The sequence below is a fragment of the Halobacteriovorax sp. JY17 genome, from assembly GCF_002753895.1.
In the GTDB taxonomy this organism is placed as follows: domain Bacteria; phylum Bdellovibrionota; class Bacteriovoracia; order Bacteriovoracales; family Bacteriovoracaceae; genus Halobacteriovorax.
In genome coordinates, this window is the sequence record NZ_NJER01000001.1 from 573,787 (window position 1) to 600,385 (window position 26,599).

The following is a 26,599-nucleotide window of genomic DNA, read 5'->3' on the forward strand; positions in this document are numbered from 1 at the left end:
AACTAAATGGAGGTTTTTATGGAAAACTTATTAGAAGTAAATTTTAAAAATAAAAATGGTGAGAGTGTAAGTTTAAAAGATTTTAAAGCGAAGGCCTATCTCATTGTAAATGTCGCTTCTAAGTGCGGACTTACACCTCAGTATGAGGGCCTACAGAATTTATATACAGATTATAAAGAAAAGGGATTAGAAATCTTAGGTTTTCCTGCTAATGAATTTCTAGCTCAAGAGCCGGGAACAAATGAAGAGATTCAAAGCTTCTGCTCGCTCACTTACAATGTCACTTTTCCTGTTAACGAGAAGATCGTTGTAAAAGGTGAGGGACAACATAAACTTTTTCATGAGCTCACAAATTCAGGTGTAGATTATACAAAGAACGAAGAGGGTAATTTTGAAAACCTTCTTACTGAAAAAGGTCTTATCTCAGGTGCTGCCCATGATATTAAGTGGAATTTTGAAAAATTTCTTGTCGATTCTTCTGGTAAAGTTGTGGCTAGATACTTTCCTGATGTAGTTGCAGGTGATGAGAGACTTAAGGCAGATATCCTAAGACTCTTGAATTCTTAAGAATTTTAATAGTAAACCAAAAAGCTAAAGTATTTAACCTACTCCTCCGATAACTTAGAAAAGGAGTAGGTTATTAAGAAAATAGCATTATTACTCACATTCATGATGGCCTTCAATAGTTATTCTTTAGAGGATACCTATTTACAAGGCGAAAAGTTTGATAATCCTGAGAGATTGCAGTCGGTGATTGTAACTCATGAGGGCTTTTATCCTAAAGTTATTCAGCTCTTCAGTGGTGAGACATTGAGGCTCTTTGTCACCTCAACAACCAATAAACCTAGTTGTTTAACTATTCCACAAAAAAGTATCTTTCTCTCGGCAAATAAAGGTCAAGTGACTGAAAGTACAGTCGTTTTCCCCCGCCCAGGAGTCTATGAAGTCAACTGCCCAGTTGGTGGAATTAAGGGAAAAATAGTCGTTCAAGAGCATCCTCTGGTTCGTCGTGAGCGTATTAGAAGAGAGATCGCCTCTGAAAAAAGAGTAAAGATTTGGCGTCCAAGAGACGAATAGTAGGTGTAGAATAGACTTTTAACAGAGGGTTAGAATGTCATCAGTATTTAGTGATGCTATATCATCTTTTCTTGCACCGATTGTAGATCTTCTTGAAGATGAAGGCGTTTCTGAAGTAATGATCAATGGACCTAGTGAAATCTTTGTAGAAAAGAAAGGTCTTGTCTTTAAAGTTCCAAATACATTTCATAGCGAAGACGCATTGATATCTGCCATGAGAGCAATTGCTCAATCAGTGGGAAGAGTCTTTGACGACGATAACCCAAGGCTCGATGCGAGACTTCCTGATGGCTCTCGTATTCACGCAGTTCTTCCTCCAATGTCCAAGAATGGAACGACTGTTGCCATAAGAAAATTTTCTAAAGAAAGTTTAACTATTAATGATTTAATAAAATTTGGTTCTTTATCAAAAGATGCGGCCAGATTCTTAGATATTTGTATTTATCTTGGAAAGAACTTAATTGTCTCAGGTGGGACAGGTTCTGGTAAGACGACAATGCTAAATGTTCTGGGCTCAAGAATTCCAAAAACTCAGCGCTTGATTATTATTGAAGATGCAGCGGAACTTCAAGTCGATGCTGAACACGTCGTAAATTTTGAAACAAGAAAAGCTGACCCAAGTAAAGGTGTTAATGAAGTTACCATTAGAGATCTAGTGATTAGTTCTATGAGACTTAGGCCGGATAGAATTATTGTAGGGGAAGTTAGAGGGGAAGAGGCCCTCGATCTCATTCAAGTGATGAACACAGGTCATGATGGCTCAATGGGGACTGTCCATGCTAATAATCCTGAAGATGCCTGTACTAGACTGGAAACTCTATGCTTAATGGGTGATACGAAGATTCCACCAGATGCTGTAAGAAAAATGGTGGGCTCGGCCATGCAAATCGTTGTTCAATGTAGTCGTTACCACGATGGTGGTAGACGAACTTCACATATTTCGGAAATTATCGGCCTCGATAATCACGGTAATTATATTAGTAGAGATATCTTTCGTTGGGTTCAAACGGGGAAAGATCCTGAGACAGGAAAGTATATTGGAGAGATGGTTGCTTGTAATTATGTTCCAACTTTCTTTGAAGATATCGTAGTGAATAAGCTTCCATTTCCAAAGAGTAATTTTATCTCGCCTGATTGGCTTAATAAAATGAAGAAGGATGCTGCTTAGATATCGACTTCGATCCCATCATCATTAATTTCAAAAGTGAAGAATTCTTTCTCTAGCTCTATTGTCTTTTCCACGATTTCTTTCATATCTTCGTGGTCAAGCTCAGGGTCTAGATCATAGTCGTTGGAGAAGCAGGTTACTGTTGCCACGGCCATTTTGTAGTCGTCAGCCGTTTTAAAGTTTTCAACCTGAAATTTTAAAAGGTAAGACTGGGAGAATTTATCAATATCAATATCTACTATCATAAGATTATTATAGTGAATTTTCTCAAAGAGAAAACAAAAAAGAGCAAATAATTGCTCTTCTTTCGTCCGCTACTTTATTGAAAATCACTTCCAAAGATAAGGCTTCTTTTATCTTCTGGAGTGAGGTACTCGTTCTCGCCTGTTCTGATTGTCATATATTCAGTTGACCAAATCATCTCTTTTTCTACATAGCTCTTAAACTGGTCTTTCATCCAATTATACTTAAGTAGGTTTCTTAGAGCGTCGTTAGTCTTAAAATCTGTGTACTTGTTATAACTAATTCTTACAGGCATAGTGCTTTCGAATGAGTGTTTCTTGATTTGAAACTTAATTGAAAAGATTGAAAGCTCCGCAAGGGCCTTCTCTAAATCACTTAGGCCTTGGTAGTTGATCTCTTCTAATAGCTTACTCTCAACAGCTTTCTCCAGAGCATTTTCTGATTCAGAGTTGATAATTGATTTCTTAAACCCAATTAAGTGCTCTCTTAAATTAGAGTTTAAATCACTTGCTAGTGAACTCACTTCTTCAATGGATGAGCCCTCTCGTGTTCTAGCGGCTAGCTTCGCAATTAGTGCCGTCATGTAGTTAGAGTACTTTGATTTATCCTGAATATAAATTTCAGTGTTCTTTCTTGCAAATTCATCTAATTGAGCGACAGAGTATTTCTTCTCTATTAACTCACTTATTTTTGAGTGGTAGCTAGTTATTTTGTCCCAGTTCTTTTCAGTGATAGTAGAAAGAATTTCATCCGCTCTATTTTGTACTTCAAGATCATCTTTATAATTCTTTAAAGGTGTTGTCTCAATTTGAGTATTGCTTAATTCTTTTATAACAATTTTCCAATCATCATTACTATTAATCATACTAAGTAGAGACTTATGAGAAATCTTCTTATTGTTTAAGCTTGATTCAACTTCTTCTTTTAAAGAATCATACTTGTCTTGTAATTCCATATAATTAATATGGTAGTATTTCTGATTTCTAAGGGCGATATACCCTTCATAGTTTTTAACTTCTTTTAAGAATAATTCTGTCTTTATTCTCGCTTTTTGATCCTCGTACCATCTCCAGTAAACTTCTGTAGAGGTTTCATTTTCTTGATGAGGATAATCTTGCTTGATTAGAAATTTTCCAAACTCATCTCTTGCTTTAACAATTCCCATTCTTTGATCGAGTAGAGATCTTAAGATAGTCGTTTCATTCTTTTGAACAGCTTCAAAGTAAGTTGTCTCAGTTGTTCTAAAGGCAACTCTCTTACTCCCGTGGTTCTTTCTATGATCTTGTTGCATGATATGGGCATAAATCAATTGACCAGTGGCCTTCTTAAAGTTCTTTTGAGTAATTTCTCTTTTTAATTGCTGATACTTTGAAAAATTCTTTTCAGCTTTTTTAAAGAGTAGTGTCTTTATAGAATCTGTAATCTGAGTTTGCTCGATGAAGTCTTCAACGTCACCATTAGTGATAATGTGTCTCCCTACGTTTGCGACTTTCCAAGCCACAAGTCTCCTCTCTGACCCTAGGACAGAGGAGAGTGTGAGTAGTTGAGTTAAACATAAGATTGTGGCGATTCTTTTCATTTCTATCTCTTCTCGTTAATTAAATTAGTAATTACTCTGCACCAAAAAGGTAGTTTTCATTTTCACTATAGCCAGTATTTCCAAATCTATAGGTGAAAGTGATTCCAAAGATGACATCATCTTCTCTTTCTGTAACATAGTTTCTATATCTAACTTCAGCTCCAACAGATAGATTTCTTGTAAGTTCTGTTTTTACTCCAGCTCCGATTTCATGTAACTCACTCTCAACGTAGTTATACTCCACAACCACAGCGGTTGATTCGGCAATTTGATATTGTCCACCAACAGTGATGGCAAATTTTGAATTTGGATATTCTGGATTATTTGAAAAGAGTACACCTTCAACCCAACCAACGAGGCTTCCATCTTCTGATTCACCAATGAGTCCAATACTTGTTCTCTTTTCAGTTCCTGTTCCAAGGTGATCGTTTCCAAGTTGTGCGTGAGAAGCAGTAAGTAACCACTGCTCAGTGAGCATCTTACTCATACGAATAGACATTCCATCAATCTTTCCGATTTGTAAGTCTCCGGCTTCTGTTTCAAAAGTAGAAATTTCAACTTGATCGAAGAGACCTAAGAGACCTTCAGTTAGATCTACTGTAAGTCCGTAAACTTCATCAATCTCTTGTAAGTTTACAAGAGGGTTATTTCTAAACATAGGCATTGCTTGAACATTTTGCCCAAATGGAATTGGTTGTTTACCAACAATAATCGCCATCGGGGTTCCTGCAACTTCTCTAATCTCAATATAAGCTTCTGAAATAAATTTTTCTAAATCGAAATCTTCATTAAATTCAACTTCATTGTTTTGAAATACTTCTTCTAGTTTTCCTGTTAGAACAAGACGTATTTTCTCTCTCCACTCAACTGACATTGAGACAAAAGAGCCATCTAGATTTATTCCCGTACCATCTGCTCTAGAATCAACAAGATTAGTATTTACTTCTGCATCGTACTCAATTGTGAAGTCATCACCTAAGTAAATAGGCTCTACTTCTTGAGACCGAGAGGCCATACTTAATGTCATAGTGCTTAGTAAAACTGGGATAAGTAATTTCTTTTTCACGCTAGAGCTCCATTGCTGATTTTCTCTTCATTTCTTTTTATTTAGACTAATCATATAGAATATTGCGATGCGTCGCATTATGGTGTGTACTATTTACAGGGACTGCTAAGTGTATGATCACTAATAAGTAGCTGTTTTTAGGTTATTTTAAAAAAGCAAGTTTAAGTGAAAAGGTCGGTCTTCCGATGGGCTCTATTGAGAGATTCTAGGGAGAACCTTATGAAGCATTACCTTATGGCCCTAATACTATTGGCCATAAATATTAGTTCTAGCGCTGCAGGGCTAGTTTTCTTTTCAGATAAAAAGAGAGTGGAAATCAAGAAACAAGGAAGTGCTGGAGAAGGCCTCTTTGAAGACGGAACTTTTATTCGCTTCTATCCTATTGTTTCTAGATCTGATCTAAAACTACTGATTAATGACATTGAAAAATATCCGGGCGACGATAAAGAGTTAGACCGAATAAAGAAGTTATTAACTAAGAGATTTGAAGAAAAGCTTAATCCAGCAACTTCTGAAGAATTGATTAGAACATCTCTGGTCCTTGGTAAGGTGGCCGAGAAAGCACTTGCTCCAAGAGATGAGATTGAGTGTAATAAAGAGAATGGCCTAAAAACTCCTGTTGCGACAAAAGAGACTAAAGAAGAGAAGATCTACTGTGAATGCGAGCTTCCAGAGGATGCTAATTTTGAATATGGACTAGCTTCTGCTCCTACATTTGAAGGTGAGTATTGGGACGATTACTCAATTCTAGGAAAGATAGAATCTAGCTCTCTTCTTCTCAATACATCTAATGATAATCACCTTCATGGACTATGGAGAAAGATGGCAGGACCTGAATATGATGGAAATGACCGTGGACGTACATTTGGTTTAAATCTAGATTACACTTTAAAAGGTTCGGAAGGGGAGTTTCGCCTTAACTACGAATCAGTTATCTTTACTCAACTCCAGGAGACAGCTCCTGGCTCTAATCGATTCTACGTTAATGATGAAGGAGCCTACCGGCAAGACTTACTAGAAAGAAATAGATTGGATATGAGTTTGCGTCGAAATATAGACAATGATGGGATCTATTATATTGCTGGAGTTGAGTTAGAAGAGTTGAGTGATGAGGGGAGAGTTGGTGGCCCTTTGCAGGAGGCATGGCATAAGGCCTTTAAGAAAGCAGGTAATATTCAATATGATAATCAAGATCATATGGATGATGAGATTAATCTCACTCTCTACGGAGGACTTGGGAAGACTTGGATGAAAGATATTGGAAATTGGAAATGTACATCAACTATAGAAGGAACAATTGGGTATAATATTCTAGACTCTGAAGATGCTTATTTTAAAACCCGTGGTTCACTTGAAGTTAATAGTAATGAATTTCTTGGAAGAACAAAAGAGAGCCCATTTTTCTTGCTCACTTTGTGGGCCGAGGGAAGTTTAGAAACAAAGGGTGGAAACCAAACAGGAGCAGGAGTCAACCTATCTTTTCCTAGAGAAGTTGGTAAGTGGCAAATTGCCCCGCAAATAGGATTCTCTGTTAAAGATGAGAAGGAGGATAGGTTCTTTTCTCAACAGCAGTCAATTAAGATAGAGCCCGAGTCTCATATTGGAATTACATTTACGAGAAAATTTTAATTTTACCAAGAGAGAATATTTCGTAGATGAGTTTTATGAACTCATCAAGTATCATCGGTCTATTATTGTAGAATTCACCATTATAGCTAGGCTTTTCTGCATGTCCTCTCGAAAAATTCTTATCGTCAAAGACGCTAAGATAGAGCTTTCCATTATTTAGAAAAGTCAGAGAGTAGTCTAGGTTGTAGCACTGGAGACGAACGCTAAATTCCTCTTCTCCTTGTTTTCTTCCTAAGAAGAGCTTCGCCTCTACCACGAGAGAGTCGTCTCTTGATGCTTTCTTTAAAGATTCCTTTAGGACATGATTGGTCACTTTAAGCCATTCCTCTCCTTTGAGTTCTCCTTCGGTAGGATTGCTGATATTTGGAAAGAGGTGAATTTCTTTTTTTGCCTGTTCAATCTTTTCTAAGATGACTTTCTTGGATTGAAGAAGAATCAAATTTCTTAATTCTTCTTGATTATTTACTTTCTTCGTTCTTCCACTTAGGTTTGTAAGTGTAATACTATTTCTTGAAAGCTCCAGCCCTAGAGTTCCATACTCACTTTCTTCCCATACTGATTTAAGAGTACTGCCTTGGAGATCAAGACTTAGGTAATGAGGAGATAGTTGTTGAAGCTCTGTCGTAAATGACTCTACAAATTTTTCTTTAGATTTAAATAGATTCTTTAACATAATTATAAACCTTCTAAATACTTTAAGAAGTCTTCATGAGCACTTGTGATGGAGCCTTCTTGGTAATTGAAATTTAGCATTCCCGTTTTGATGCGAGCAATCTCGCTATTAGCTTTTAAGTTTACAATCTTATAATAAAGATCAAAGGCCTTTGAGTTAAAGTCTCCAAGAGAAATTTCTACTGAAATCTCATCACCAATATGGCCCTGAGACTTATACATGACCATGGCATCACTCTGGATAAGTCCATTACCAAAGATATTCAATTCACTATGTCCAAGCTCTCTAAGCCATCTCACTCTCGCTTCATGGCAGAGAGTGAGGACTTTGTCATTGGCCAGATGATTTCCATAATTCATATGACTGACATGTAAGTCGGTTTTCCAAATAAAAAAGGGAGAGTTCTCAATTTTAAATTTAACTCTTTCCACTTTGTTTCCCCTTATTGATATTCAGGGTGATTCTAGGCTATATTAATTAAATGGGCCAAAAAAAAGCACAATCTATTGGGATATTTGATTCGGGAATTGGAGGATTTTCTATCCTTAAGCAAATTCATGAGCTGGCGCCAGAATTAAATGTTCACTATATTGCAGATAGCTCCTTTGCTCCCTATGGTAATAAATCTAAGAGTGAAATTATTGAAAGATCAATTTTCATTACAAATGAATTATTGAAATTTGACCTCGATCTCATTGTCGTGGCCTGCAATACCGCTACAGGAGTGGCCATAGATCATCTAAGAGAGAGATTCGATATTCCCTTCGTCGGTGTAGAACCTTTCATTAATGCTCTCTCCAAGCACGAGTGGCAAAATGGTGACAAGGGTTGTGTTATTACGACAGAATTAATGTCTAAGAGCGAAAGATTTAATAACCTTATTACAAGGCTCGATCCACTGAGACGTTTATCCTATGTGGTCACTCCAGAGCTTGCTTCTACGATTGAGGAATTCTTTCTTGGTAAAGACGAATCTCTTTTAAAGAAGAAACTGCGAGATCAATTGAGCTTTGTTAGAGAAAACTCATATACTCACCTCATTCTTGGTTGCACTCACTATCCACTCATCGGAAAGTATATTGAAGAAGCGTCAGGGGCAAAGACTCTATCGCCTTGTCTTCATGTGGCCAGTAGAACTCTCTCGGTGCTAGAGAGGGAAGAGGGGCTTGAGCTTCTAGTGAATCCTCAGTTTCAATTTGCAGAAACACAGCCTCAGCAATCCCTACGCTTTGTGTCCAAAGATTTTTCAAGTTTGCCCTAGTATTTAGACTTTGGGCCCTATAAAATTCTTCTAATTTTACTTATTTACTATGGAGGATCCATGTCAAAAATAACAAATATTCACGCGCGTCAAATACTAGATTCAAGAGGTAATCCAACAGTAGAAGTGGATGTATTCACTGAAGCTGGAAATATGGGAAGGGCCGCAGTTCCAAGTGGAGCTTCAACAGGTTCTAGAGAGGCCCTTGAGTTAAGAGATGGAGATAAGTCTTACTACGTTGGAAAGTCGGTGAGAACCGCTGTTAAGAATATTAACGAACAGATAAAGAATGTTATTATTGGAAAAGACTCAACAGCTCAAAAAGAACTTGATCTGGCCATGCTTGAACTTGATGGTACAGAGAATAAGTCTAAGCTAGGTGCCAATGCTATCTTAGCGGTTTCAATGGCCGCCTGTAGAGCAGGAGCTCTCGATGCTGGAAAACCACTTTACCTCTATATGAACGAGAACTTAAATGTTCCAAACCCTGTTGGGAAAATGCGTCTTCCAACACCTTTGATGAATATTATTAATGGGGGAGAGCACGCTTCAAATAATCTTGATATTCAAGAATTCATGATTGTTCCTCATCTAAAGAATACATTCTCTGAAAACTTCAGGGCCGGAGTTGAAATCTTTCACGCTCTAAAGAATGTTCTTAGCAAAGGAAATCACTCAACTAATGTGGGCGATGAAGGTGGATTTGCTCCAAACCTTGGAAGCCACGAAGAAGCACTTGATTGCATTCTTCAAGCGATCAAAGACGCTGGTTATAAGCCAGGTGAAGAGATTTCTCTCGCCCTTGATTCGGCCGCCAGCGAATTCTATAAGGATGGTAGTTACCATATGCAAGGAAAGACTTTTTCTAGCGAAGATATGGTTAAATATTACTCAGATTTATGTGAAAAGTATCCGATCTACTCTATAGAAGATGGTTTAGACGAGTCTGACTATAATGGTTGGGTAAAGCTAAATGCAGCACTTGGAGAAAAGATTCTTCTCATTGGTGACGATTTATTTGTAACTAATAAGAAAATTCTCCAAGAAGGTATTGAGAAGAAATGGGCCAACTCAATCTTAGTTAAAGTAAACCAAATTGGATCTTTAACTGAAACATTTGAGGCCATCGATCTCGCATTTGAAAATGGATACCAAGCTGTTATTTCCCATCGTTCAGGTGAAACAGGAGACGCCTTCATTGCTGATCTCGCTGTTGCTTGTGGGTCTGGTCATATTAAGACTGGTTCTGCGTCAAGATCTGATCGTATGGAAAAATACAATCAACTACTAAGAATTGAAGAAGCTCTTGGGGATAAGGCCATTTACAATCCAGTAAAGTAGGTTTTAATCAGGGGCATTTAAAAGGGCCCCTGTACCATGGTTTACGCTAAGAAGAGTTTAAAACAAACACATAATTTAATTGATCTCTATTTATCAGAGTCTTTTTATTTGAGTATTGTTCTTTGGCTAGGTCTTAATACTTATAGCAGCTCTTCTAAGGTTGATTTCTTTTCAACGCTTCTCTTAGTTGCTCACTATCAATTCTATATCTATGCAAAAGGTGCTCTAGATAAAGTTGCACATCGCTGGGAACTACCGGCGCTCTTTGTCTTTCAAATCTTTTCTTTCATTGGCCTTAGTTTTAGTTTATCAATTTCGGCACCGCTCTTTATTTCAATAATTCCATGCTTGGCCGGAATGTATTACTTCCTCTATCAAGACGGGAAAACTCCTGAGAGTGCTCAGAGAAAGAGTTGGACTCTCATGGCCATCGCCCTTAGTTCATTCTTTATTTTTCAAGGTGTAAAAGAATCAGAATTCCTAAGTTTTAACGAAGGAATTTGTCTTGCCGTTTTCAGTTTGTGGACACTTGGAACGATTTACTTTGGAAATGAATTTATTTTAAAACAGAGAAAGAACTTATTTGATAGACTCAGAAGTGGTAAGCAGAAAATCGAAGAAGTTCACGCCAATAAAGAGCGCTACTTCTTTCACGATATTATAAATCACACTCACGGACTAGGTCTCTTTCTTGAAACGAAAATGAGTGAGAAGAAAGGTCTCTCTCCTTTAGATACTTCTCGTGTGGCCGATGAAATTAAACTCTTTCAAACCTTGATTCGAGATCACTTTGGATATTCCCATAAGGACCTTGGTTCAAATAGTGAGTTCGTCAATTTTGAATTTGCAAAAATGGGACTCTTTAATCTCGTAGAAAACTTCCTTGGCGGAGATCATATTGATTGTCACATGATTTTCAAAGGAGATATCGCTTCAGATTTCTCTTATCAAGAAAGTAAGAGGGTGATGGTTCACTATCCAACATTTCACAGAGTGATGAATAATTTGATTAAGAATATTTCGGAAGAAAAATCTAAGCTCATCGAATTCACTTTCGACTACGCTAAAGAAGGTCTCCATATTACAGTGAAAAATAAAATTCTCTCTCTTAAAGAGAATGACTCGTACTTAGAACGGGAATTAGAAGATATTATTCTAGAGAGTAATGTTCACAGTCTACAAGAGAGAAGATCGGGATTAGGTCTTGAGAGTATTCATAGTCTTGTCACAGAAGTCGATGGTTCTTTTCATTTTTCTATTGAAGGTGAGTACTGGGTAAGTGAAATTTTCTTACCAAGGCCATTTGAGTTCCAAAAAAAATCTGCCGCGTAATTACCACTTTATTTATAGGCCGACTAAAGTTATTCTATTATAAATAGAATAACTAGCGAGCAAATATGAAATGGATTTCATTATCGGTACTACTAATACTATGTCAAAATTCCTTTGCACAAAATGGTCTCATTAACGGCCTTGATGCACAGGTTATCAATAAGAAGAGCTACCAACTAGAATTTGAAGCAAGAATCTGGAACTCCACTGCAACTATAGATGATGACGGTGAAGAAGTTGAATTCGCTGAGGACGAGGGCTTCTCGCAAATGGAAGGGGATATGCTCCTTCGTTACGGTTTTGGTGAACAACTTGAGCTTCGAGGTGGAGCGATTTTTAGGCAAGTAAAGTCTACTAAAGAAGAGGCTTCAAAGTCTGGCGCTGAGAGCATCAGAGTTGGGGCCAAGTATGCCTTTAAACCGATGGGAAATTGGCACTACGCTGTTGATCTTCAATATAAGTTAACACTCTATGAGAATACTGATTATGTGATAGCTTCGGATATTCCTGATGGTGAAATTCTCTTGGGAGATGCTGGAAACTCCTATCACGTGAAAGGAATTCTCTCTTATAAGACTCGAACTGGAAATTCTCTCAATGGCTCATTTGCCTATGTTGGGGCACCAAATAATTTAAGTGCGGAGCTCTTCTACGATATTAATGGAAAGCTGGCCTGGTCAACTTTTGCTCTCTACGCAGGACTTGAGGGTGTAAATTCACTTAAGAACGATCCTTATTCGTCTGAGCCAACAACTAAGCCACCACAGGGGCTAGGAGAGTCACGTCTCTATAACTCAGTAAATAGATCATATACGAAGCCTTATATCGGGGCTTATAAATCATTTGGACGAGTACGAGTTGGAGTACAAGGTGCGCAGGTTATTAGCGGTATTTCCACGGATAAAGGAAGCGAAATAGCTCTATCTATTGCCTGGAATTCAAAGGGTGAGACAAGTTCGGATAGAAAACTTTCAAAATTCAAAGAATATGACCTAGAGGCCTCTGTTATAAAGGTTTCACCTAGAGGGAAATTTATCAAAATAGATAAGGGAATCTCTCAAGATGTTGAAAAAGGACAGACTTTCGATATCTATAAGACAGATTATTTTGGCGGTAATGAACTTGTGGCCCAGGGTCGTGTTTATGAGCTGGGGGCCGATTGGGCCATCATTAAACTATCGAAAAAGTTTAAGAAAATGGAAATTAAATCGGGATTTACGGCCAGAGGCCTTGCGAATTAGAAAAGGGAAAAAATTTTCTTTTTTGTAATTCCAATACTCTAGGTTAAGATATTATCAGACTAACTAAATTTTCTAAAGGAAACAACCCATGATGTTTTGGAAGAAATTATTTTATTCGATGCTCACAATTGGACTTTTGAGCACCACTGTAAGTGCGAAGAGATTTACTAACCAATACTCTCAATTTGAGCTTCCTCCTGGTTGGGGTTGTGCACTTGAGGGAACTGAGTGGGTTTGCCAATCAGAGAATAAAGATAGAAAGAAAGAGGCTATCATTATTCTTGCGGCTAAAATTAGAGGGAATCAAGATTCTCTTGAGCAATACCAAGCTTACCTAAAAGGAACGAAGACTTTTACACTGCCAGGTGGAAAGACTCAGGTTTCAGAGCCCGTTTACTCAAAGAAGAATTCTGTTAATTCTCAGCAATGGATTGATTCACTTCACCTCGCTTCAGAAGTTCCAGGCTTCTATACAAGATATATGGCAACAGTTAAGGCTGACCTAGGTGTAGCTGTAACATTCTCTGTAGGGAAAGATCACTATAATTCTTATAAGCCTGTCTTTGATAAAATTATCGAAACACTTAGAGTCTTTAGACAGAAGAAAGATTCTGGCGAGTGGACGGCCAAGACAAAATCAGGTTCCGCTCTTGATAATGCCGATGGGCTTATTGATGATGGCGGTATGACAGGTGATATTAGTGCAAGAAGCGCTCAAAAGAGTAAATCTGGTGCTGGTGGAGCTACTGACTACCTTATCTATCTTGTTATTGCTGGTGTTGTTGGTTTTGCACTGATGAAGTTAAAGGCAGGAAAGAAAGGTAAGAAGAAAAAGAAGAAGAAAAGTAAGGAATCATAAATAAAAAAAGGCCCTCGATCGAGGGCCTTTTTTTATTTTCTATACTTTGAGACTAATGCTTTAAATCTATCTGTATTTCTAATGACTTCAATATCTTTATCAGACTCTAAATGTTCCCAGTTCTTCCAACCGGCCTTAAAGGCTTTTTCTAAAAATGCATAAGCATTCTCTTTCTTATTAAGAGCACTCGATCTCCAGGCGGCTCCCCAGCAACTTTCTCCATTTCCTATATTACAATTCTTAGACAGAGAAATGAGCTCTTTTCTAAGGTTCGCCTTATAAAGTGCTTTCTTTTGCAGAGCTGTTAATGGCGTCTTTTCACAAGAGTATGCACTTCCTGTTATTGCTGTCGCGGTATTGCCTGCGGCCTTCCAAGCACTGGCATTGGTTACCTCATGTACATGTACGACATTGCCACCAAGAGAATAGGTATTATTTTTTAGAGTATTGCGAGCTCCAACTAAGAGGTCTTCGTTTGAAGTGAAGTCGCCTGTTACCCAATTCCCTTGGCTTCCTGAAACTTCTTTAAGAAAGACACACTTATTCATATCTGGCTTTGCATAAACGATTTCTACATTAATAGCTTCGTTATGGACTACGTTTGCAGCACATGAGCATAGAAGAGTGAGTACTAATAATTTAAAAGAATTTGCCATTATTTTCTCCGATGAATGTTTAGAGAAAAATATAGAAAAAGAATTAAAATGTAAATGAAAGATATTTTATAAAGAATTATGAAATTAGATAATATTTAAGCTCTTGGCCAAATTGTGGTTGGCCGCAATTTCATTATTATCTTCGCTGGTAATTTCTTTTAGTTGTTGCTCTCTTGAGTTAGCAACTTTCTTCCACTGAGTTTCTTTCTCAGTTCCCTTTATTCTAGTTGCATCGTAATGAGGTCTATCAGTAGCATAGGGAGAACTTGGATCTTTATTCTGTGGAGTGGCGATTTTCTCAGTTAACCCTTCAAGTTTTTGAAGTGAATAACTAATTGATTCTAGTCCTTCGACAATATCATTGCCTCGTCCTGCACTAGTATCAAATGATTTAATAGAATTGAGTCTATTTATTTTTAAGTCCATAGCTACTTGTCGGTACCTGAGTAGAATACTTTAGTAAGAAAGTGTTTTGAATCGTTATTTTAGGAAGTTAGAGAGGGTTCTTGCGAATTCCTCTGGTTTTTCAAAGTGGGTATTATGAGCACAATCTTCAATTTTAGAAAAGCTAAACTTAAATTTAGCTTCCATCTCTTTAGAAGCAGCTAAGTATTTATGATCTTTCTCTCCGCATATAGTGAGAGCTCTAAGATCTTTTGCTCTAGAGAGAAGGAGTCTGTAGTCCGGTTGAATGCCGACACTAAAGCCTTTAAGAGCTTCTTGCCAAAGCTTCCAGTCGTGTTGGCTAAGTTTGTTTAATAGCTCATTAAAAGAGGCATGATTCTTTAATTCTCCAAAGAGTGGATTCTCATACCAATAGGTGAGAAAACTTCTTAAGTCTTCACTAGAGTTAGTATTTTTAAACATCTTTAAATCAGATTGATAGCGTCTCTCTCTCTCGTCTTCATCAACAATTCCAAGAGAGGCACTTTCAAGAATGAGAGACTCTACAGAAAGTCCTCTAAGAACAAGTCCTAGGGCCAATCTTCCTCCCTGCGAATAGCCAAGTAAATGAAAAGGGTGTGAGAGAATTGTAGAGAATTTAGTAAAATCCATTTGGAATTTCTCAAGGCTCACTTCATCTACATTCTTATTTTCTCCGTGTCCTGGGACATCTATAGCAATAGTGAAGAAATCATTTTCTAGAAGCTTGGTGAGCTTGCGCCAGTCTTCTTTGTCTCCCATGAAACCATGAATGAGAATAATCCAAGGGTTTCTTGGATCACCGCAAGTTACTAGTGGGAATACGCTCGTGGCCTGATCTATTCTTGCATAGGAGGGAGCAACTTCTTTCAAAGTCGTTTTCTTAATCTTTATTCCCGAAAAAGCACACGAAGGAACTTTTATAAAATGCCTCGGCCTCTTATGGGGAGAAAGAGAATTCCGTGCAAGTTCTCTAACCTCTAGAGGCGTCTTCTCTCCTCTATAAAAGAGAATCGACTTCTGTCCTAGAAGCTTATCTTCTATAGGAGTAATATAAGGGTCTTCAATACCATTTTCTCTAAGTGTATTTTCAATTTCTAGAGGATTGATATTTTCTCCACCACTAATGAAGATATCGTCTATTCTTCCTATAATATAGTAATGACCGTTCTCAATTTTAACTTGATCGCTAGTTTGAATTGTTGAGTTTTCAAAGAGAGGAGAAGCGCTTGGAGTTGTAATAGTCATAGTCTGATCTTTAGAGAGGGTAATCTCAACATCCCTAAATGGGGCGCCAACACTTTTTAGGACTTCTCTATCACTACTTACTGGGGTCGCCATAATCATGGCGCAAGTTTCAGTCATTCCATAAGTTGAAGAGGCCTTTAAGTTATTCTTTGAAATATTTTCAAGAGTGCTAAGAGAAGTCTTTGCTCCTCCTATAATGAAAACCGTTTCTTTAAAGAATTCAAGCTCTGAGGAATTTGCTATAATTCTCTCAAGCTGTAGAGGGACTACGGAGAGAAAGTTTGGATAAGTTTTAAATTCACTAGACTTTAAGTTCCCCGGTCGATGAAGGCTAGTCTTTGCACAATTAAAAATTGTTCGAATAAAAATGAGTAATCCTCCCACATGATAGAGTGGGAGAGTTATAGGTAAGTAGTCTTCTTTTTTCACATTATAGTGAAGAGAGTAATTCCTGGCCGCCGTAAAGAGATTCTTAAAACTTAAGGGGATTGCCTTTGGTTTGGCAGTACTTCCCGAAGTGAAAATATAGCAAGCAATTGGGTCTAGGAAGTTTAAGTGATTATCTTTAAGTGAGTCTTCATATTCTTTCACTACGGATGGAGGAGTTCCAGGGGCATGAAGAATGATAGATTTTCCTGCAATCCATGCGGCTAAGATTTTTAGAAGATACTCTCTTGAGTTTTCTGGAATAAGAGAGAGGTTCTTCTCTTTAATTTGCAAGTAGTCCTTACTAAGGGAGGAAGCTTCTGTGTAAAAGTCTTTATAGCTGGTACTTGAATCAAGTAGTAGAATTTCACTACTTTCAAAAAGAGACTGTAAATGAGTGGGCTCTATAGTAATTCTCATATTAAATTAACTTCAACTGTCTAGGACCAGTATCGCCTTGCTCTAGGCGAACTCCAATTCCTATTAATCTTACAGGCCTTTGCCCTCTTTGATAAGCAATCTTTGTTAACTCTGCTATATGTTCACTTAGTTCTGTATTAAATTTAAAGTCTTCCCAGAGTTCTAGATAGAATTCGTCTTCTTTCTTCTTTTCTACAGTGACAGTTTGAAAATCTAGAAACTTTATTTTGACAAAGGCCTTGGCAATCTTCTTCGTTGTTCCATACTTCTGTTGGTATCTTCTGAGGCGCTCTGTTAATTCAAGACTAAGCCCAGAGATATATTCTAAGCATTTACCTATATCTTCAATATCTTTATTAAAAGTATGCTCAACGGAAATAGACTTTCTATCTGTGGTAGGAATAACTTCTCTATGATCAATGCCGCGAGATTTATAATAGAGAGACTTTCCCATCTTTCCGAATATGGCCTCTAGTTTTTCTAACTCCCAGGCCCTAACCTTTTCACAGGTATCTAATCCATAATCATATAATTTGGAGGCACTGACTTTTCCTATACCTGGAATCTTCCTCACATCAAGAGGTTTTACAAATTCATCAACTTGATCGGGAGTGATAACAAATAGTCCCGAAGGTTTCTTCCAGTCGCTAGCTATCTTTGCTAAGAATTTATTGGGAGCAACTCCTGCAGAAGCAGTCAGCTCTGTTTCTTTAAAAATAAGCCTTTGTATTTCTTTGGCGATAAGTGTGGCACTTCCGTTAAATTTATCGCATTCGCTCACATCTAGAAAGGCTTCGTCTAAACTTAGAGGTTCGATAGAATCTGTGAAGCGTTTAAAAATTCTATGAATGAGTTCAGAGGCTTCTTTGTATTTTTTAAAGTCTGGAGGAATAATTTTTAAGTGAGGACACTTTCTAATGGCCATAGAAGATGGCATTGCTGCTCGTACTCCAAACTCTCTCGCAAGATAATTACTAGTACAGAGGACACTCCTTGAGTTGGGAGGTCCTCCAATGGCGAGAGGAATATTTCTAAGAGTTGGATCATCCCTCATCTCAACGGCAGCATAGAAGCAGTCCATATCAATGTGGATAATTTTTCTATCCATCTCTCTCTTACTCGTAAGTTCTCATAAGGCCGATGAGAATTCCTGCAATAGAGAATTCAGACTCTCTAGGGTCTACGAGGATAGGTTTCATTGAACTATTGGCGGGAATCAATTCAATCATATTCTTGTTGGGAGAATATCTTTTTACTGTCGCTTCTCCATCGACGATGGCAATAATTGTCTGGCCACGATTGGCATTTTGTTGATGTCTACAAACGATAATATCTCCGTCCAAAATCCCATCTTCAATCATGGAGTCGCCCTTTACGTTGAGAGCGTAGTATTGTTTATTATCTCTAATCATATGGGCCGGAACACCAATGGTATTGTCTGGATTCTCAATGGCCTCAATTGGAATACCTGCGGCCACGTCTCCTAGAAGAGGAATATCAATTGTTGAATCAATAGAGTTTATTACTTGGTTTTCTTTGGGTTTTAATCCGCGTCTAGCATTCCAATCTGAATCAATATGGCCTGCATCTTTTAAATATTTAAGGTATCTTTGTACTGAACCAAAAGATTTAAGGGCAAAGGCCTCTTTGATTTCTTTCTGCGTGGGAGCGACTTCGTGTTCGTCCCAATAGGCAGTGATAAAATCTAGAACTTCTTTTTGTTTCTTTGTTATAGTCATACTTAAATTTTAAGCGTAAGTTTTGCGTAAGTCAAGGCTTTATTTTTTGGAATATATTCTATGGATTTTAAGAACCTCATCTTTGATAACGTCTACTCAAATAAGATTTTTCTAAGCCTTACTATCTTCATCGTAGTTATGATTCTTAGAATGTTTGTGGCCAAAGGATTAAATAATGCCACTAATATGAAAATTGATAAGAGAAGACGCTGGTTCGTTAATCTAAATTCAATGGTCTCTTTTCTCATTCTTATTTCCTTCTTTCTTATTTGGTCGAATGAAATTAAAACAATCGCTTTCTCTCTTGCAGCAATTCTAGTCGCAATAGTTATCGCCTCTAAAGAGTTCACTCTAAATTTCTTTGGGGGACTTTTTAAAATTACTCAAAATAGTTTTCATATCGGAGATCGTATTGAAATTAATGGTCTTCGAGGAGATGTTATTGACCGCACACTTTTTTCTACTAAAGTTCTAGAGATTGGCCCCGGTCATGAGACTCACCAGCTAACAGGAAGAAGTATTATTATTCCAAATAGTGTCTTCCTCACAAATTGTCTTATTAATGAATCACACTTAAAGAACTACGTTCTTCATACTTTTAAAATTCCTGTTAAGGGAAGTATTGACTGGGAAGCGAGTGAGAAGCTTCTCGTTGAAATTTGCGAAAAACACTGTAGTGATTACTTTGAAAGGGCGCAAAAGCACTTTGATAGAATTCAGAAAACTTCTCATTTAGAAATACCTGTTTTAAAGCCTAGGGTTCATATAAATGTAATCTCCCCTGACCAATTAGATCTAATTGTCAGATTTACCGCTCCTGCGGGTCTAAAGGGGCGAATTGAGCAACGTATATTGAAAGATTATTTACGAGAATATAAGAATATTAAATAAAATATCAGTTAGTTAAGCACTTATCGATAAGCATAGCTAATAATGTATATTAGCTGTAAGTATTTATTAGATTGACTTAATCTCTTTCTCTTTGGTAGAAATACCTATCAAATTTTTACTCTATGAGAGGAGAGACTCGTGAAAAAATTTCTAGCAGCAACACTACTAACGATTTTTACTTTTTCAGCATCAGCTGGAATGAGATCACTTCCATTTACGCAAACAGACTTAGAATTTGTAGACGATTCAAAAACTTATGACGTGGACTATCACACTATTTCAGAGGTAACTGTTGAAGAAGTAGAGATAGGAGACGAGTTCGTATGGGCTCCTCAATATAAAGGTTTTGAAAAGAACCTAGGTGAAGTGATCATGGTTGTGGATAAATTGATCGCACTTGGAAAAAAGATTTGGGTAATTGTTGAAGCAGGTAAACCTGTTGTAACTGTTAACATGGGAGCACCAATAAGTGTTCTTCCTAAAACTGATAATGGTCAACTTGCAGCTTTCTATAATATGGACTCTTGGAGTATGCCAATGGCCAGAACTTATAAAGTAAGTTTTAAAAATGGTTTTGGTTCAAGTGTTATTGGATTTGACTATACTGTTAATTTCCAATGGGGCGGAAAGTATGAAGACAAGGGGGCTTACCTTACAGGATTAAATGTTCAGGCGAGTAATGTGAGTGTTAGCTGGGGATTTAACTTCGATGCCAATTCGGAGCTCGTTTCAATAGTTAATCACGGATCAAAAGATAGTCCAGTTGCAGGTGCTAGTGTGAGAGTTAATTACACAGCGAAGAGTGTTCTTAGAGAAATCAAAACTTCTGAGACATTCCATGTGACAGGAAATGGCTTAATTCAAAAGCTTTACTAGTAAATATCTAAAGCGAGAAAGATCTTCTTTCTCGCTCTTCTTCTTTTTCATCTAAAAAATTAAAGACCAAATTCTTGAAAGAAGTTAAGAATCATTTTCGTGGAGTCTGGACCAGCGCTTTGATTATAGGGAAGAGTTTGATCTCCGCCTGACCACTCATGCTTTAAATTTTCTATAAGCAGTTCTTTGACGATTGTTTTCTGATTTCTGTCGTGCCAAGTCTTTACTTGGTAATGGTAACCGTCAGCTCTTTCAATTGCGCTTTCTTCTAAAGAGAGCTCTTGGTAAGAGAAAGAATTGTAAGTTGTGTATTGAGTGGATAGGTCTTTGGCGTGCACTGGTGCAACAACCTCATCTTCACTTCCTTGAATTATAAGGGCGGGAACCTTTGTCTTTGCGTACTTTCCACAAAGAAGTCCTTTCTGAGCCGCGAGATATGGACTTATGAACATTCCTCTCTCTAAAACAGCTTGGGCCATGAGAGGGTTCACTGTTGCCGCGTAGGGGATTCCTGAGTGAGAGGCCACCGCTTTGAAGAGTTTAGGGTAGCAGTTCATCAAAATATTTGACATGGCCGCGCCGGAACTCATCCCAAGTAAGTAGAGCTTTGATTCATCTAGAGCGTACTTACTCTTCGCGTGGTGAATGGACTCTACAATAATGGAAGGCTCTCCGAGTCTTCTTTGGTTAATATCTAAGAACCAATTCCAACAATTATAAGGATTGGTGGCCGGGTCTTGTTCTGGAAGTAGGAGATTAAATCTAAACTTCTTGGCCGCTTCGTAAAGTCTGGCCCCTCTCGCAAAAGTATCACCAGTTTGCTTGCAACCATGAATTGCTACAACCGTCGGCGAGTTTGGTTGAATGCCTTCTGGTCTAAAGAGTTTATATTCTCTTAGACCGTAGGGAGTAAGAATTTTATGAGTTGTTAATTGGGCCAAAGAATTTGACCCAATAAGTGTAAGTACAGATACTAGAAATGACTTATTTAGCATGATTTAGAACCAGAAATTTACGCCAGAACCTAGGGCCCAAGCATCAGTGAAACCTGCATAACCATGGGCGTAGCTTAGATGAGGAAGAGCTTTCCACTCATACTTTCTTTCGTAGAGAGCGCCTACTTTAAAGTTTACTCTCTTCGCCATTTTCCAAATAACACCAAAGTCGATTTTGTAGTTATTTGTATGGGCACTCTGACCTCTGTTAAATACTTGTTGTCCAACATTGTTTGGAATATTATTCTTGTTGAATTCTTGAGAGTTTACGAGAGCAAATTCAGTGTTTAATTGAAGCGTTGTGATTTCTGTGAGTGAATAAAGCATTTGTAATTGTCCCAATTGCTCATATTGATGCTCTACCGCGTATCTATCATTTGGGTGATTGCTCACGTAGGCAAAAGTATATTCAAAAACAAATTCCCAGTCACCAGTCTTATATTTTCCTGAAAAGTCAGCGGCCCAGTTTAAGTTGTAATCAATATCTCTATCTCTTACTAGAGCTCCAAGAGCGAATTCAGCTCCTCTCTTAGGGTAGAAGTAGAATTTATTTGAAACACCAACGTCTCTTCTTGTATCAATTTCTTTTTCAGTTTCATAAACAATTTCACCTTGTCCTTCATTTGGATTACTTCTAGTTGTTTCGTATCCAACTGGGTTTCTATCGTCTCTTGAAACTTTTGGCTGTCTTGCATCAGCAAAGATATTTAACGTATTTCTAAAACCTCTTCTGTAACCACCGTAGCTTACTTCACCAACAATCTTTCTATCTTGATCTCTAAAACTGTGCTTTGTTCCTAGAAGTGAGCCACCATCAATATAGTGTGATTCTAAAACTCCAAAGGCCATTTGATGAATTCTAACTTTTCCCTTACCCATTCCAAAGCTCCAATTTCTTACTGGACGCCAAGTAAGCATTGCTTCTTCATAGAGATTATTTGGTTCATCTAGTTGACCATCGAGGTCTAACTTTATCTTTGCCCCGAAGTCTTCGTGATTGAAATAGAATTTTAAATCGATTGTCCCGATTCCCATTTTCATCGTAGGGTCTCTATTTTCTACTTTCTCATAAGAGAGAGTATTTAGTGCGATGAAACCTTTCACTTCAGTGTCTAAGGCAAAAGTGGTTGAAGTTAGGGCAAGTAATAGGAAAATGAGTTGAAATTTCACAAGGGCTCCAGCTATAAATTAATACTGAGCTCTTGATTAACATACTAAAAATCTAAGTTAAAGTGAGAATATCATTAGGAAAAACTTAACGCGTGGCAAAGGGGAATATTACATAATGTAGAGACTAGATGTCTCTACATTTTTCAATTGAGTCAAAGTAAGTATGCTCACTTGTGTATAAGTTATCAGAGCATTTGTCATTGGCAATCTCTCTATTTGTAGTCGAGCTACAAGCAGTGATAGTAAGTGCAAAGGCAATTAGTAATAATTTCTTCATAGCAATCTCCAGTTAAATAGCTCTTCGTCACATTGGATGAATAAGCTAAGGTAAAAACTCATAACATGATAGATTTCAGATACTTAAGGTAAGGTGATGACTATCAGGTTACTGCTTGCCCGATTCTGCATCCCTTAGATGCCCTTCTATTATACACAAAATTAAAATTAATCTCTAGTAGAGAAGATTTTGTCCAGCCGATAGTACTTATTGTTCTTATTGAAGTTTGAAGAGTGAGAGACGGAAAAAGTAGGCCACAAATAGTTTATGTGGCCCTTTTCTCATTACATATTAGTTTGCTTTGCTCTATGGATTTTACAAGAGTTTAAATCGCATTCTGCTGCAGATAACTTCTTGTGATCACCTTTCTTATGCTTGTGACCTTTCTTCATTTTGCAAGAGGCCTTGTCACATTTCTTCTTATCCATTTTGCATTGCTTAGCATCTTTTGCACAACACGCTTTGTCCTTAGTTGTGTGAGCACAAGAAACAAAGAATAGAGCGATAGCGATCATTAGAATTTTCTTCATGAATTTCTCCTTAAATTACGTTTAGGAGTATTTTAGCAAATTTCTGTGAAAATTAAAGAGGTGAAACTTTTAGGCTCTCTAAATAAAAGAACTTTAGCGTATCAAGTCCAGCGACTTGATCGCCTTCTCTTGCAATCATATTTAAAATCTTTAGATTATTTGGAGGCTCAAAAGCACTAGAGATAATGACTTCTTGGTTTTCGAGGGCCAATTCTTTCAAAGTGTCTCGAAGTGAGATATTCCAAGTAGGTTTTGCAACGAGATAATTCGCGAAATCAAGCTCTCTTCTTAGAGAAATATTCTCATCAAGGGCGAGTTTAAGCTCATTTCTTCTATCTAGAGTTTCCCAATCTCTCACATTGGTGAGAGGTTCTTCGATATATTGAATTCTTGTGAGGTCTAGCTTTTCTAAATACCTATTAAGATCTTTTACAGTAAAGGCCATATTGCCATCTAATCTCACCGAAATACTTTCAGAGAGATTACTTAGTAATTCTTTTAACCATAGAGACTCGAGGGAGAGATCATCTCTGCCGATCTTTATTTTGTAAATACTATCTTCAACTAGACTTGATGAGATTTCTTTAGGAGACTTTGCAAGATCAATATAAAGTAGCTTATTTGATTCTGCTTGAACTTCCTCAACATCTGTAAAAATATCGAAGACTTCTCTTACAAAGAGAGCGCTTGGAGTTTTAAATTTCTTAGAAGTAAAATCTATAAATGATTCTGGAAGACTTTCTTGGTGTAGACCAGGTAGAGGGGCGAGATCAACAGAGAAATTTCCATTTGAGACTTCAATCCACTCTCGTGTCTCTATCGTGATATCTCCAACCTTAATAGGATTTTTTAAATTACAACTACATTTTAAGTAGGAGTAGCTCATAGAAGAAGACCAACACTAAAGATGAGTGAGTAGATAAAGAGATACTTTCCAGTATTACCTAGCGCCGTATTAAGATTCTTATCTATTGGCCCTCTCGCTACTTGTTTCCAAGTCTTATAGAAAGGATAGCAGGAGAGAGTCGCGAGTATGGCCCACTTTGTATCAAGAGTTAGGACTGCATAGTACGGAATAAAAGTAGAAGATAAGACAAGTGATAGAGTGAAAGCTCTTGCAAACTTTGGCCCCACTAGCGTTGCAACTGTAATTTTCTTCGCTCGAGTATCACTCTTAATATCGCGCAGATTATTTACACTCATAATAGCGGCCGAGATTAATCCAGGCCCTAATCCTATGATAAGTATACTCAAGTTAAAATGCTGGTGTTGTAGAAAGTATGTTCCCCAAACGGCCACAGGCCCAAAGAAAATAAGAGCAAAAACTTCACCTAAAGCGTAATGGCTAAGAGGGAGCGGCCCTCCCGTATAGCAATAGGCGGTTAAGATACAGAAAAATCCCATGATAATAATAGTTGGACCACCAATAATCATTAAATAGATACTAATCAGTATGGCAAAGAGAAAGCAGGCGATGAAACCTCTCTTCACTTCTGCCGGTGGAATGAGACCTGATTGAGTCACTCTTGTTGGGCCTAGTCTATCGTCAGAGTCTGTCCCTCTAATGGCATCGTAGTAATCATTTACAAAATTTGTTCCTACTTGCATGGAGAGAGCGGCAAGTAGAGTGAGGACGAAAATAAGTATGGAAAAAGTTTGTGTTTCTCTATAGGCGAGGGCTGTTCCTAGAATTACTGGACCACAGGCCGCCGTTAATGTCTTAGGTCTTGAAGCAAGTATCCAAGCGTTTAACTTGCTCACAGTTTTACCGTCTTTAATTTATTGTAGAGTTCAATATTTTGCTCATTATCAACAGTGACTTCTAAGATAATAGTTTCTCTATTCTTCTGCGCGTGATTGAATTCAAAATCAAATTCTTGAGTACTTGTAATTAACTTATAATCAATATCAAATAACTTGGCTGCATTTTCAAATGTGAGCGAATGAGGCGTCGTAAGATAAGGGAGAAGCTCTTTGTCTTTTGCTATTGGCAGGAGAGTGAAAATTCCTCCTCCTGAGTTATTCACAACGACAATGCAAAGAGGTGCTTTTGATTCTTTGATATTTTGTAGAGAGTTTAAGTCATGTAAGAAGCTTACGTCTCCCACAATTAATGTTGTGAACTTATTGATTGCTTCTGCACAACCTAGAGCACTGGCCATAAGACCTTCAATTCCACTGACTCCACGATTTGTGAAGATATCAATTTCTTTCTTTGCTTCAAGAGATAAGTAATTATCAAAACTTCTAACTACAGTGCTATTGGCAATATAGAGGGCCTGATTATTTCCCATGCTATCAATTATCTTTTTAGAAATGTAAGGATAACTTAGAGGGGCATCATCAATTAATTTACATTTCTTATCGCTAAAATCTTTCCAATTAATTTGAATAGGACTCTTAGACGGAGAAATGAGAGGGATCATCTCACTACAGAATTGGTCAACTTCAGAGATCATTCTATAGTCAGTATTTTGAGAAGGATCTTCTTTCTCCTCACTCCAATTGACAGTGATGAGATTTATATCTGAAAATTCTTCTAGGAATCTATAGTAGTGCTTACTTGTTGTTCGCCCACCTAAGTGAATTATTGTACTTGGGCGCTCTTTACTCATTTGTTCGTAGACTTCACTATGATCAAAAGTAGGAATGATATTATCTTGTATTGAATAGCTATATTTAAGTGACGAAGAGATATCTAAAAAGACTGGCCAGTTTAGCTTTGAAGCGAATTCTTTAATTACTTCTCTATCTAAAGTACACGGAAGAGAGCCTATGACGAGAAGACCTTTTGGATTCTTCTCGATAATGTCAGCGATAACTTCCTTCGCCTTAGGACTAATCCCTTGAGTAGGAGGAAAGTACTTTGTTTGAAATTTTCTTTTAAACCCTGCTTGAGATTTTTCAATATAGTTTGAACTCACTTGAGTTCTCGTCATATCGAGTGGCTCACGCAGTGGTATATTTAAATGAACCGGCCCTTTAATAGGGTAGCGCGATCTAAAAATGAGGTGATCAATCGTATTTCTTATGACCTGTGGACAAATTTCTTCCGTAGGAGCTCCAAGACAATTATCTGCTAGGATGTGATTTCCGTAGAAGTGAACTTGATTAATTGTTTGGTTAGCATCACTTGTAGCAAGTTCAATAGGTCTATCTGCTGATAGAACGATTAAAGGTGTGGCCGATTTCTTGGCTTCAATTATTGCAGGAGTATAATTGGCGAGGGCCGTTCCTGAGGTGCAAAGAAGAGCACTCGTTCTCCCTGTGGCCTTAGCATTCCCAAGAGCTCTATAGGATTGTCCTCTCTCGTCAATTCCAAGATAGAGGTTAACTTCCTTTCTTTGTAGGAGTGATTGAACAAGAGGTGCGTTTCTCATGCCTGGAGAGATGTAGAAATCTATCACTCCAGACTTAACTAGCTCATCAATGATAATTGATGACCATATTGTAGAAAGGTTATTTTCTAAGAGCATGTC

The 26,599-nt window shown here is 37.6% G+C and carries 28 protein-coding genes; 11 read left to right on the top strand and 17 right to left on the bottom strand.

The genetic code is table 11. The features are described 5' to 3' along the window. Positions 1-18: 18 nt before the first annotated feature. The 3 genes from CES88_RS02620 to CES88_RS02630 all read left to right on the top strand — a co-directional run bounded on the left by CES88_RS02620 (position 19) and on the right by CES88_RS02630 (position 2,245). Positions 19-567: a redoxin domain-containing protein gene (locus CES88_RS02620; protein ID WP_290730545.1), complete on the top strand. Its 549-nt coding sequence runs from the start codon at positions 19-21 to the stop codon at positions 565-567. Positions 568-669: 102 nt separating this feature from the next. Further along, positions 670-1,077, top strand: coding sequence for a cupredoxin domain-containing protein (locus CES88_RS02625; protein ID WP_290730548.1), 408 nt, complete (start codon positions 670-672; stop codon positions 1,075-1,077). 34 nt (positions 1,078-1,111) lie between these two features. Further along, positions 1,112-2,245 carry a CpaF family protein gene (locus CES88_RS02630; RefSeq protein ID WP_290730551.1) on the top strand — a complete coding sequence of 378 codons (1,134 nt, stop codon included), beginning with the start codon at positions 1,112-1,114 and terminating at the stop codon, positions 2,243-2,245. Here CES88_RS02630 and CES88_RS02635 read toward each other — a convergent pair. From CES88_RS02635 to CES88_RS02645, 3 genes are all read right to left on the bottom strand, one after another. After that, positions 2,242-2,490 carry a hypothetical protein gene (locus CES88_RS02635; RefSeq protein ID WP_290730554.1) on the bottom strand — a complete coding sequence of 83 codons (249 nt, stop codon included), beginning with the start codon at positions 2,488-2,490 and terminating at the stop codon, positions 2,242-2,244. The genes CES88_RS02630 and CES88_RS02635 overlap by 4 nt on opposite strands. Before the next feature lie 74 nt (positions 2,491-2,564). Next, a complete protein-coding gene (locus tag CES88_RS02640) occupies positions 2,565-4,067 on the bottom strand; it encodes a hypothetical protein (RefSeq protein WP_290730557.1) in 1,503 nt (500 codons plus the stop codon). Positions 4,068-4,098: 31 nt separating this feature from the next. Beyond that, complete coding sequence (locus tag CES88_RS02645) at positions 4,099-5,133, bottom strand: DUF5777 family beta-barrel protein (RefSeq protein ID WP_290730560.1); 1,035 nt, start codon at positions 5,131-5,133, stop codon at positions 4,099-4,101. 219 nt (positions 5,134-5,352) lie between these two features. Here CES88_RS02645 and CES88_RS02650 point away from each other — a divergent pair, with 219 nt between their 5' ends. Continuing rightward, complete coding sequence (locus CES88_RS02650) at positions 5,353-6,762, top strand: hypothetical protein (RefSeq protein ID WP_290730563.1); 1,410 nt, start codon at positions 5,353-5,355, stop codon at positions 6,760-6,762. Here the strand turns inward: CES88_RS02650 and CES88_RS02655 are convergent. Next, positions 6,746-7,435, bottom strand: a complete 690-nt coding sequence (locus CES88_RS02655; protein WP_290730566.1) for a hypothetical protein — start codon at positions 7,433-7,435, stop codon at positions 6,746-6,748. The two genes, CES88_RS02650 and CES88_RS02655, sit on opposite strands and share 17 nt — an antisense overlap. Positions 7,436-7,437: 2 nt before the next feature. Further along, positions 7,438-7,866 (bottom strand): thioesterase family protein, encoded by a 429-nt coding sequence (locus tag CES88_RS02660; RefSeq protein ID WP_290730569.1) that lies wholly within the window; start codon positions 7,864-7,866, stop codon positions 7,438-7,440. Positions 7,867-7,916: 50 nt separating this feature from the next. On the opposite strand from CES88_RS02660, the gene murI reads away from it, so the two are divergent. The 5 genes from murI to CES88_RS02685 all read left to right on the top strand — a co-directional run bounded on the left by murI (position 7,917) and on the right by CES88_RS02685 (position 13,469). Beyond that, on the top strand, positions 7,917-8,696 hold the full coding sequence (gene murI, locus CES88_RS02665; RefSeq protein WP_290730572.1) for a glutamate racemase: 780 nt from the start codon (positions 7,917-7,919) through the stop codon (positions 8,694-8,696). A 60-nt stretch (positions 8,697-8,756) separates the two neighbouring features. Continuing rightward, the gene (gene eno, locus CES88_RS02670; RefSeq protein ID WP_290730575.1) at positions 8,757-10,037 is read left to right on the top strand and encodes a phosphopyruvate hydratase; all 1,281 of its coding nucleotides are present in this window, start codon (positions 8,757-8,759) and stop codon (positions 10,035-10,037) included. Positions 10,038-10,073: 36 nt separating this feature from the next. Further along, positions 10,074-11,369, top strand: a complete 1,296-nt coding sequence (locus tag CES88_RS02675; RefSeq protein ID WP_290730578.1) for a GHKL domain-containing protein — start codon at positions 10,074-10,076, stop codon at positions 11,367-11,369. A gap of 65 nt (positions 11,370-11,434) precedes the next feature. Continuing rightward, positions 11,435-12,610 (top strand): hypothetical protein, encoded by a 1,176-nt coding sequence (locus tag CES88_RS02680; RefSeq protein WP_290730581.1) that lies wholly within the window; start codon positions 11,435-11,437, stop codon positions 12,608-12,610. Between the two features lie 88 nt (positions 12,611-12,698). Further along, a complete protein-coding gene (locus CES88_RS02685; protein WP_290730584.1) occupies positions 12,699-13,469 on the top strand; it encodes a hypothetical protein in 771 nt (256 codons plus the stop codon). A 32-nt stretch (positions 13,470-13,501) separates the two neighbouring features. Here the strand turns inward: CES88_RS02685 and CES88_RS02690 are convergent, their stop codons facing one another. The 5 genes from CES88_RS02690 to lexA all read right to left on the bottom strand — a co-directional run bounded on the left by CES88_RS02690 (position 13,502) and on the right by lexA (position 18,381). Beyond that, complete coding sequence (locus tag CES88_RS02690) at positions 13,502-14,125, bottom strand: DUF4156 domain-containing protein (protein WP_290730587.1); 624 nt, start codon at positions 14,123-14,125, stop codon at positions 13,502-13,504. Positions 14,126-14,209: 84 nt separating this feature from the next. Continuing rightward, positions 14,210-14,551 carry a hypothetical protein gene (locus CES88_RS02695; protein ID WP_290730589.1) on the bottom strand — a complete coding sequence of 114 codons (342 nt, stop codon included), beginning with the start codon at positions 14,549-14,551 and terminating at the stop codon, positions 14,210-14,212. A 54-nt stretch (positions 14,552-14,605) separates the two neighbouring features. Further along, positions 14,606-16,642 carry an alpha/beta fold hydrolase gene (locus tag CES88_RS02700; protein WP_290730592.1) on the bottom strand — a complete coding sequence of 679 codons (2,037 nt, stop codon included), beginning with the start codon at positions 16,640-16,642 and terminating at the stop codon, positions 14,606-14,608. A 1-nt stretch (position 16,643) separates the two neighbouring features. Continuing rightward, positions 16,644-17,750 (bottom strand): DNA polymerase IV, encoded by a 1,107-nt coding sequence (gene dinB / locus CES88_RS02705; RefSeq protein WP_290730595.1) that lies wholly within the window; start codon positions 17,748-17,750, stop codon positions 16,644-16,646. Between the two features lie 7 nt (positions 17,751-17,757). Further along, positions 17,758-18,381: a transcriptional repressor LexA gene (gene lexA, locus CES88_RS02710; RefSeq protein ID WP_290730599.1), complete on the bottom strand. Its 624-nt coding sequence runs from the start codon at positions 18,379-18,381 to the stop codon at positions 17,758-17,760. Positions 18,382-18,441: 60 nt separating this feature from the next. On the opposite strand from lexA, the gene CES88_RS02715 reads away from it, so the two are divergent. After that, on the top strand, positions 18,442-19,272 hold the full coding sequence (locus tag CES88_RS02715; RefSeq protein ID WP_290730602.1) for a mechanosensitive ion channel domain-containing protein: 831 nt from the start codon (positions 18,442-18,444) through the stop codon (positions 19,270-19,272). A 138-nt stretch (positions 19,273-19,410) separates the two neighbouring features. Beyond that, complete coding sequence (locus CES88_RS02720; protein ID WP_290730607.1) at positions 19,411-20,148, top strand: hypothetical protein; 738 nt, start codon at positions 19,411-19,413, stop codon at positions 20,146-20,148. A 59-nt stretch (positions 20,149-20,207) separates the two neighbouring features. Here CES88_RS02720 and CES88_RS02725 read toward each other — a convergent pair whose 3' ends face one another. The 7 genes from CES88_RS02725 to menD all read right to left on the bottom strand — a co-directional run bounded on the left by CES88_RS02725 (position 20,208) and on the right by menD (position 26,596). Continuing rightward, complete coding sequence (locus CES88_RS02725; protein ID WP_290730610.1) at positions 20,208-21,143, bottom strand: PHB depolymerase family esterase; 936 nt, start codon at positions 21,141-21,143, stop codon at positions 20,208-20,210. 3 nt (positions 21,144-21,146) lie between these two features. Then, positions 21,147-22,313, bottom strand: a complete 1,167-nt coding sequence (locus CES88_RS02730) for a hypothetical protein (RefSeq protein ID WP_290730613.1) — start codon at positions 22,311-22,313, stop codon at positions 21,147-21,149. A gap of 124 nt (positions 22,314-22,437) precedes the next feature. Beyond that, positions 22,438-22,590, bottom strand: coding sequence for a hypothetical protein (locus CES88_RS02735; protein WP_290730615.1), 153 nt, complete (start codon positions 22,588-22,590; stop codon positions 22,438-22,440). A 284-nt stretch (positions 22,591-22,874) separates the two neighbouring features. Then, positions 22,875-23,120, bottom strand: coding sequence for a hypothetical protein (locus CES88_RS02740; protein WP_290730618.1), 246 nt, complete (start codon positions 23,118-23,120; stop codon positions 22,875-22,877). 52 nt (positions 23,121-23,172) lie between these two features. After that, on the bottom strand, positions 23,173-24,006 hold the full coding sequence (locus CES88_RS02745; RefSeq protein WP_290730621.1) for a hypothetical protein: 834 nt from the start codon (positions 24,004-24,006) through the stop codon (positions 23,173-23,175). Beyond that, a complete protein-coding gene (locus tag CES88_RS02750) occupies positions 24,003-24,881 on the bottom strand; it encodes a 1,4-dihydroxy-2-naphthoate polyprenyltransferase (protein WP_290730623.1) in 879 nt (292 codons plus the stop codon). Before CES88_RS02750 ends, CES88_RS02745 begins: the two co-directional genes overlap by 4 nt. After that, positions 24,878-26,596: a 2-succinyl-5-enolpyruvyl-6-hydroxy-3-cyclohexene-1-carboxylic-acid synthase gene (gene menD, locus CES88_RS02755; RefSeq protein ID WP_290730626.1), complete on the bottom strand. Its 1,719-nt coding sequence runs from the start codon at positions 26,594-26,596 to the stop codon at positions 24,878-24,880. Before menD ends, CES88_RS02750 begins: the two co-directional genes overlap by 4 nt. Positions 26,597-26,599 lie beyond the last annotated feature (3 nt).

Excerpts from the sequence above, each read along its gene's own strand:
- CES88_RS02620 (WP_290730545.1), top strand. The coding sequence starts at position 19 with ATGGAAAACTTATTAGAAGTAAATTTTAAAAATAAAAATGGTGAGAGT.
- CES88_RS02625 (WP_290730548.1), top strand. The coding sequence starts at position 670 with ATGATGGCCTTCAATAGTTATTCTTTAGAGGATACCTATTTACAAGGC.
- CES88_RS02630 (WP_290730551.1), top strand. The coding sequence starts at position 1,112 with ATGTCATCAGTATTTAGTGATGCTATATCATCTTTTCTTGCACCGATT.
- CES88_RS02635 (WP_290730554.1), bottom strand. The coding sequence starts at position 2,490 with ATGATAGTAGATATTGATATTGATAAATTCTCCCAGTCTTACCTTTTA.
- CES88_RS02640 (WP_290730557.1), bottom strand. The coding sequence starts at position 4,067 with ATGAAAAGAATCGCCACAATCTTATGTTTAACTCAACTACTCACACTC.
- CES88_RS02650 (WP_290730563.1), top strand. The coding sequence starts at position 5,353 with ATGAAGCATTACCTTATGGCCCTAATACTATTGGCCATAAATATTAGT.
- CES88_RS02655 (WP_290730566.1), bottom strand. The coding sequence starts at position 7,435 with ATGTTAAAGAATCTATTTAAATCTAAAGAAAAATTTGTAGAGTCATTT.
- murI (WP_290730572.1), top strand. The coding sequence starts at position 7,917 with ATGGGCCAAAAAAAAGCACAATCTATTGGGATATTTGATTCGGGAATT.
- eno (WP_290730575.1), top strand. The coding sequence starts at position 8,757 with ATGTCAAAAATAACAAATATTCACGCGCGTCAAATACTAGATTCAAGA.
- CES88_RS02675 (WP_290730578.1), top strand. The coding sequence starts at position 10,074 with ATGGTTTACGCTAAGAAGAGTTTAAAACAAACACATAATTTAATTGAT.
- CES88_RS02680 (WP_290730581.1), top strand. The coding sequence starts at position 11,435 with ATGAAATGGATTTCATTATCGGTACTACTAATACTATGTCAAAATTCC.
- CES88_RS02685 (WP_290730584.1), top strand. The coding sequence starts at position 12,699 with ATGATGTTTTGGAAGAAATTATTTTATTCGATGCTCACAATTGGACTT.
- CES88_RS02690 (WP_290730587.1), bottom strand. The coding sequence starts at position 14,125 with ATGGCAAATTCTTTTAAATTATTAGTACTCACTCTTCTATGCTCATGT.
- CES88_RS02695 (WP_290730589.1), bottom strand. The coding sequence starts at position 14,551 with ATGGACTTAAAAATAAATAGACTCAATTCTATTAAATCATTTGATACT.
- CES88_RS02700 (WP_290730592.1), bottom strand. The coding sequence starts at position 16,642 with ATGAGAATTACTATAGAGCCCACTCATTTACAGTCTCTTTTTGAAAGT.
- dinB (WP_290730595.1), bottom strand. The coding sequence starts at position 17,750 with ATGGATAGAAAAATTATCCACATTGATATGGACTGCTTCTATGCTGCC.
- lexA (WP_290730599.1), bottom strand. The coding sequence starts at position 18,381 with ATGACTATAACAAAGAAACAAAAAGAAGTTCTAGATTTTATCACTGCC.
- CES88_RS02715 (WP_290730602.1), top strand. The coding sequence starts at position 18,442 with ATGGATTTTAAGAACCTCATCTTTGATAACGTCTACTCAAATAAGATT.
- CES88_RS02725 (WP_290730610.1), bottom strand. The coding sequence starts at position 21,143 with ATGCTAAATAAGTCATTTCTAGTATCTGTACTTACACTTATTGGGTCA.
- CES88_RS02735 (WP_290730615.1), bottom strand. The coding sequence starts at position 22,590 with ATGAAGAAATTATTACTAATTGCCTTTGCACTTACTATCACTGCTTGT.
- CES88_RS02740 (WP_290730618.1), bottom strand. The coding sequence starts at position 23,120 with ATGAAGAAAATTCTAATGATCGCTATCGCTCTATTCTTTGTTTCTTGT.
- CES88_RS02745 (WP_290730621.1), bottom strand. The coding sequence starts at position 24,006 with ATGAGCTACTCCTACTTAAAATGTAGTTGTAATTTAAAAAATCCTATT.
- menD (WP_290730626.1), bottom strand. The coding sequence starts at position 26,596 with ATGCTCTTAGAAAATAACCTTTCTACAATATGGTCATCAATTATCATT.